Source organism: Pseudoalteromonas sp. MMG005, from assembly GCF_018101015.1.
GTDB lineage: Bacteria > Pseudomonadota > Gammaproteobacteria > Enterobacterales > Alteromonadaceae > Pseudoalteromonas > Pseudoalteromonas aurantia.
Genome location: NZ_JAGJEK010000027.1, coordinates 88,426 through 94,981, shown reverse-complemented (window position 1 = coordinate 94,981; position 6,556 = coordinate 88,426). Strand labels below are relative to the sequence as shown.

Annotated in this window: 8 protein-coding genes and 2 pseudogenes; 2 read left to right on the top strand and 8 right to left on the bottom strand. The window is 38.4% G+C overall.

What is annotated here, in order from left to right; translation table 11 throughout:
- Positions 1-143: 143 nt before the first annotated feature.
- A pseudogene (locus J8M01_RS20165) lies at positions 144-338 on the top strand (IS110 family transposase); the annotation flags it as partial.
- A 28-nt stretch (positions 339-366) separates the two neighbouring features.
- On the opposite strand, the gene J8M01_RS20160 reads toward J8M01_RS20165, so the two are convergent.
- From J8M01_RS20160 to J8M01_RS24390, 5 genes are all read right to left on the bottom strand, one after another.
- Entirely contained in the window at positions 367-1,035 is a 669-nt protein-coding gene (locus J8M01_RS20160; RefSeq protein WP_211059118.1) for a hypothetical protein, read from the bottom strand.
- Positions 1,036-1,263: 228 nt separating this feature from the next.
- A complete protein-coding gene (locus J8M01_RS24255) occupies positions 1,264-1,365 on the bottom strand; it encodes a transposase (RefSeq protein ID WP_211059117.1) in 102 nt (33 codons plus the stop codon).
- A gap of 76 nt (positions 1,366-1,441) precedes the next feature.
- Positions 1,442-2,365 (bottom strand): transposase, encoded by a 924-nt coding sequence (locus J8M01_RS20150; RefSeq protein WP_282100537.1) that lies wholly within the window; start codon positions 2,363-2,365, stop codon positions 1,442-1,444.
- 28 nt (positions 2,366-2,393) lie between these two features.
- Complete coding sequence (locus J8M01_RS20145; RefSeq protein ID WP_247671206.1) at positions 2,394-2,894, bottom strand: transposase; 501 nt, start codon at positions 2,892-2,894, stop codon at positions 2,394-2,396.
- 222 nt (positions 2,895-3,116) lie between these two features.
- Positions 3,117-4,154 carry a TIR domain-containing protein gene (locus J8M01_RS24390; RefSeq protein ID WP_348772768.1) on the bottom strand — a complete coding sequence of 346 codons (1,038 nt, stop codon included), beginning with the start codon at positions 4,152-4,154 and terminating at the stop codon, positions 3,117-3,119.
- 387 nt (positions 4,155-4,541) lie between these two features.
- Here J8M01_RS24390 and J8M01_RS20135 point away from each other — a divergent pair.
- Positions 4,542-4,653: pseudogene (locus J8M01_RS20135) on the top strand (IS110 family transposase); the annotation flags it as partial.
- 34 nt (positions 4,654-4,687) lie between these two features.
- On the opposite strand, the gene J8M01_RS20130 reads toward J8M01_RS20135, so the two are convergent.
- From J8M01_RS20130 to J8M01_RS20120, 3 genes are all read right to left on the bottom strand, one after another.
- Positions 4,688-5,170, bottom strand: a complete 483-nt coding sequence (locus J8M01_RS20130; RefSeq protein ID WP_211059116.1) for a GNAT family N-acetyltransferase — start codon at positions 5,168-5,170, stop codon at positions 4,688-4,690.
- 141 nt (positions 5,171-5,311) lie between these two features.
- On the bottom strand, positions 5,312-5,749 hold the full coding sequence (locus tag J8M01_RS20125; protein WP_211059115.1) for a hydrogenase: 438 nt from the start codon (positions 5,747-5,749) through the stop codon (positions 5,312-5,314).
- Positions 5,750-5,921: 172 nt separating this feature from the next.
- Positions 5,922-6,515 carry a Crp/Fnr family transcriptional regulator gene (locus J8M01_RS20120; protein WP_211059114.1) on the bottom strand — a complete coding sequence of 198 codons (594 nt, stop codon included), beginning with the start codon at positions 6,513-6,515 and terminating at the stop codon, positions 5,922-5,924.
- Positions 6,516-6,556 lie beyond the last annotated feature (41 nt).

Sequence of the window (6,556 nt, the reverse complement as noted above, 5' to 3'; positions counted from 1 at the left end):
ATAGTATTTGGTGTCAGCTAAACTCACTTGTCTTTTTCGTGCTGTAGCCATGAGAGAATTGCCTATCTTTTAAGCTGAATTTAAAAGATAGGTGATGAATGAAAAACAGTCAATTTAGAATGGGTGTCCGTTTAAATTATTCCCAAGTGCGCACCGTTTTATACATGGCAATGATGTCAGCTATCCAATCTAACCCTGTTTTTAAATCAACCTATCAGCGATTAGTTACTGCTGGGAAACCGAAAAAAGTAGCGCTTATTGCGTGTGTCAGGAAGATGATTGTGATCTTAAATTCGATGCCCAGAGACGGTGTTATGTGGGAAGCGCCAAAAACTTAAAATTAGCTATTGACGCCATAGTCTCTTGTTAGTTGCTCGGGTTCACTCTCGATTTTCTTAAACTTGCTGTGTGATAATAACCACCACCGTATGAGCGTCCTAGGTATAAAAACAGGACACACGTACTGATGCTAATACCAACAACAACCACGTAAAACCAATCAACTGGCTTAGCGAAAGAAAATTCGGGAAGTGAGTAGATTAGCAAAGCACACCATAACACTGTCACATATAAGCTAATTAATTGATTTATCTTTGAAACCGACAGTGGAGAAGGTCCGGTTAATAAATTTCGAACTTTATCAGCTTTAGTCCCATCAGGGTTCCTTGATAATACCACTTTGTACAAAGGGCCTGTGACTTCATCTTCTAATACATCAACGTGTTTTTCCCAGTTCTCTTGCCAATATTTGCTTCCTCGATTCACGCAAAACCATGCAAAGGAAAAGACGACACCAAGACAACTCAAAATTACTGACATGTCAGCTTTATTTACCGAAGATGACGATTGTATAGCTATAAAACCAGCAAATGTCGCCGCAATAAATGCCCAAAAATAAGTTGCCCGTTTCCAATAGAGATCAATTTCAAATTTTCGTATATCTAAAGCTTGAGCTAATGCCTGCTGCTCTTTCCCTTCAAACAATTGCTTGTGTCTATCTGGGCTTAAAGTCTCTGTTGTACTGTTATTAGACAAAATTCACCTTTCTAATTCGATATTAAAGTAGAGCAACTAACGAGCCTGTAGAATTACTCGTTTTAATTTATTTTTTATTGATGCCTCAACCATAGCCGAGTTCCTATTTTAGTTCAATCGTTTAGAGGCTTTTCACTTTGATTTTCATTATGTGCTTTGAGGTGGATTTTATCGATCTTAACAGCGGGCCTTTGTGGCTTTATTTTGGTTAAAATGGCTCTACTCTTCTTAATGTATCCTGTTTTGTAGCTTTTCTATATTGTGTACCAGACAATACAGCTGCCATTGCGCGTTCACTTTCGTTTGTCCTCGTAAGATCAGTTTATTCATCCCTTTATTCACTGTGATATTTCGCTTTTTACCTAAAGGAAAACAGGCTCGATACACCCCAAACTTATACCATTTTTTATAATAAGTTGTTGTCTTTGGGGCTGTCTATTTTGACTTTCATTTTATCCATGTAGCTTCGCTTTTTACGCGAGTCATTATTTTTAAACTGCACTTGTCTGCCTGTTTTTATCGGCGGTTTTCGCATACATTGTTGTTGCAGGGGGCAGACTTTACAATCTTTTAAGTAACCGCAGAATCGTGTGTATTGTTGATGATGACTTTTTACATTTATGCCGCTTCGCCACATCTCGTTACCTGCGGGGCAGCGGCAGGTTTGAGTTGTTTCATTATAATAAAAGTCGTCTGAGGTAAATAAACGGGGCTTGCCATTACGTCGCTTTAGTCGCCGTTTTTCTTGCTCCGTTTCGTATGTTTCGCTGGCTTTAAACAGCGGATTTCGTTTTCTAAACTGATTATCCGCAATATAGGTATCGAATCCACTTTGCGCCATAAATTCGAGATTTTCTTCGCTGTTAAACCCGCTGTCTGCGGTGAACTTAGTATGTTGTTTAGTTAACTGAGGGTTCTGACTAACCTGAGCCAATTGTTGTTTTAATTGTGCCACCGCAGGTTGTAAGGTTTGTTGCTCTCCTACTGAACCCCATACTTGTGCTTGCAGTATAATTTGGTGTTTATCATCATTAATCGCGATACCATTATAGCCTTGGATGGTGCCTTTTGAGGTCGTCATTTTTGCACTGTCTGGGTCGGTGATGTTGCTTTTGACTGGCTTGCCTTTGCTACCTGTTTTTTCTTGGTGTGTGGCAAGAAACTGTGTGATTTTATCGGCACTTTTATCTAGCTTTTCTTTTTGCTTTAAATCTTGATTAACCTGCTCTTTGCTTAGATTATCTTGTGATTGGTGCCGCTCGAGAATGCGTTTACTCGCGCGCTCTAATTTGGCTTTCTTACGCCCAAGCTCATCAAATGTACCGCTCATTATTCGTATCATCCTGATACTCACCCTTTCAGGGCCAGCTTCGCTGTTCAAATTTATTCCCGATAAATTTGTCTTTACTCGCATTGGACTTTAATTTACACCCATCAATGGCAAACATGTTACGGCCAATTAACCCTTCTTCATCACATATCATCAGCACTTGGGTAAACAAGGGTTCAATTTGCTCATGCATTTTTGCCACAAACGCCGCGATTGAGGTGTAATGCGGCTGCACATCGCCCGATACACTCATGAACAAAATATTGTTTTCACAGGCCTTGGCGATACGGCGACTACTGATCAACCCATGTGCATAACCGAGTAAAACTATCTTTAACATCACCGCTGGCGAATACGCCGCAGCGCCCGTTTTATCATTGTTATACCATACATCAAACCCCGATAAGTCGAGCTTATTTTCAACAATATAACAAAGCGCGTACTCAAATGTACCTGGCAAAATTTGCTCAGCGAAATTGATAGGAATGAATTTATTTTGGCAGGATAAGTCAGGCTTGTAGTTAGCCATAACAATTTACCGTGGGTGAATAATATCTATTAGATCACAGTAAAACAGTCGATTCAAGGCTAAAAAGCAAACAAGTCTATCAGTGTAAGATCAGTTCCTGAAACAAGTAATTCTACAGCCTCAACGCCTTACTAAACGGTGAAACATAGTAGGCTAAAATAAGTGAGGCACGAACAAAAAGCCAACTGTAATTTGTCCGACTTGAAAACCCTTGTTAGGCGACTAGTTAGTTACAAGCTCAATTCTTTCTTGAATGAAACTAGCTATTTTTTCTTCTGAAAATATATTGGCATCTAAATACCCATCAATAGATAAAACCCCGCTTACGTCAGCATCGTCAAAACGAATAAACATAATTCTATCGTTATCCTTACTTTTAATGATATCCCTTATTGATCGCCACTCTAAACCACACCATTCCTTTTCTGTGTATTCCTTACATAGAAAGACAACGACTAAATCAGAGTTATTTCTATATATATTTTGTAATAATGTATCCAAGTCTGGTTTAGCGAGCTGTGATTGATAATCAAAATCATAAAAAACTTGATCATTACCCAATGCGGATCTTAGTTGGTCGGCTACTTTAGCAACATACTTTCTTTTTTCACCAGGAAACGACAATGCCACTTTAAAATTTATATCTTCAACTTTTTTCATTGATTTATCTACTTTATCTACCTTAGGGTTTTCATACAAATCTTCCAGAGCCAACAAAGATAATGTAAAAGGATCTGGCTCTATTCTTGTTGCTCTTACTTTTTCAGGAGTTACCTTGGAAATATAGTAAAGAAGGTAATTTAACCAAATTGCTAACTCATTATTGTTTGTAGCCATAACTGGCTTAACTTTACCGGCAGTATTTGCTTTTTCAAACTCTTCTGATAGCTTGGATTTAATTAGGTCTGCTTCTTTAGCATTAAAAACACCTCCAGCCCTTTTAGCCATTCTTGCAAATAGGTTACAGGTTTCTCCTTCTACAACTGCAAAAGTTGAAAATTCGGCACCTTTTAATCCCCATTTAAAATCACTATTCTTCATATCCTGATATAACTGCTCTATATCGTCAGTATTATCTAAATTTCCATAATATTGCCAAAGCATAATAGTGTGATTTGGGGATTCGAATTTTCTAAATTCTGATGCAGTTTCTTGAGTGATATAAAATGTACTGAACTTAATATCATGGAATTTATCTGCTTCTCTTTCAAAAGCTGATATAAGGCGCTCTATTTCCTTTTTTTTCTTTCTAATTGACACCGAAACTCCTGTAATACAGCTTTGTTGCCTAACGAGCCTGTAGAATTACTCGTTTTAATTTATTTTTTATTGATGCCTCAACCATAGCCGAGTTCCTATTTTGATTCAATCGTTTAGTGACTTTCTACTTTGATTTTCATTATGTGCTTTGAGGGGGATTTTATCGGTCTTAACAGCGGGCTTTTGTGGCTTTATTTTGGTTAAAGTGGCCCTACTCTTCTTAAGGAATCAATGGGGTCGTAGTCGTTGATTTGCATATAAGAAACCGATAGAAACGGAAATAAATGGAGGCGTTGCTTGCCCCTCAATCACATTTTATACCTGTTTCATTTCATTCAATGTCATTCAATGTCATTCAATGTCATTCAGGGGGAGGAAATCTAAGTCGGACGACATCAAGTACGAACTGCTTTATACATGGCGATAATGTCAACAATACAATCTAACGCCGTTTTTAAATACACACTATGAGAAGTTAATCTCAGCCAAGAAACCAAAAGCTTACAAATAGCTATTAACGCCATAGTCTCTGATTACGGCTGTAACTCTAAAACCATGAGCTTTGCATTATGACCATAGCTTGGACAAATGACCGCATTAGGGATATTTATAAACCCAAACTTACTCCAGAAACCACCTGAATTTTGCACCGCGACCAATAGTATTTTATTAAACCCTTGTGCTTTGGCTATATCAACTAGGTTTGTCACCAACTTCTTTGCTACCCCTTTGCCTCTTGATTCTCTCGCTAAAGCTAGGTCGTGTAAGTACAAATTTGAACTAGCTGTTATAGCGCATTCTTCATGTAATTTAGGAGGTATTTCACTGGGCCACGGGTGTGCTAATAAGTAGGCAGAAATCGTGTCGCCTTCTTGATACACTGCACAAGTTGTGGGTGATAAAAGCCACTTACTTTTGAGAATATTGACATCTTCGGGCTCAATTTCTACATAAGCCTCTGCTTGAATTTTTAAAATATCAACCCAAGCGTTTTCAGTTATTGAATTAATAGACATACTTCTTCCTCTGAGATATAACACCGCCATCATCCGACAACCAGAGCCCTTTTCGGCCAAACTGGCACTTCCGCCAAGCACAAAAAGCGAGTCGGAAGGCGGTCAGTTTGATGGCTTTGCTATGGTTTTATTATGTACTTATTACGACAACCCAAGTATTGACAGTAACCCAAAAGCCAACAAAGTACACGCGATGAGTGATAGCAGTGACCCACTACGTACCATAATCTTAACCGTCAATTCGGTCGTCACGGTTGCTGAAAATCCCGCACCAGCAATTGGAAGGGCTTTACTTGCACCTGTTACAGATGCAACCGTTATTCCCAGCCAAATAAGTATGAATCCCAATGCTGATCCATACGCCACAAAGGCTTCTAAAAATAAAGGCAGCACAACCTGCGCCCAGATAAGACCAAAGATTGCCAGCGCCATCCCGCACTGAACCGCAGTCATATGACCAGAAAGCGCCATTCGGGAATTTTTTACTGTTGGTATCAACGCACCTTGTATTAAACCGACAAGGAAAAAGACGACGCCAATAAAGATGAGTTGTGCACCTATTTGTGTAAGTTCTATCATGATGTTCCTTATGGTCGCATAACGCTAGGTGCTGTGGCGCTAGGTGCTTTACAGACGTTGCCAATGTAAAGCGCGGAACTTTGTTCATATTGGCTTTTAAAGTTTTGTAAGGTATTCATTGTTAATCTCCATTGAAAAAACACATGGTAAACAACGAAATACTAAACTTCATTCACCTAGATTCATTTTTTAGTTTACTCAATGTCTGAGGAGCCACACCAAGATAAGAAGCTATATGATAAGACTTAACTTGTTTAAAAATAAAAGGGTACTCGTTAAGTAAACGATCATATCTTTGGGCAGCAGTCTCTGACATGAGAGAAAGAACACGTTTGTATGTTGCAGAATAATAGGTGTCATGTATCCATATTTTCGCTAAACGCTCCCATTTTTTTTCTTGTGATATAAACTTATTAAGCGCTTCCAGAGACGTTACATAAAAAACTGAATCTTCAAGAGTTTCAAAATTAAGCATTGACCCTGTTTTTTCAGAAAAGCTGACACTATCGTCCATAAAGTGGTTTAAACCATGTTTACTTTTTCCGCGAAAATAAAGTTGCCAAGTATGCTCTTTGCCATTCATGTCACTTAAATATGATCTGGCTAAGCCACTTTTAATAAACCATATCTCACTAAACACGTCACCTGCGTGATGTACAATCGTGCCTTTTTTGACATGTTTTATGTCAAATATTCCGCAGGCATAAGCCCACTCATCATCATTGACAGGAATATAATGCTCAATCATTTTTCTAAAATATTTCATAGAATTACAGTTATTGGGATTGATTTAGCCAAATGAGTTTT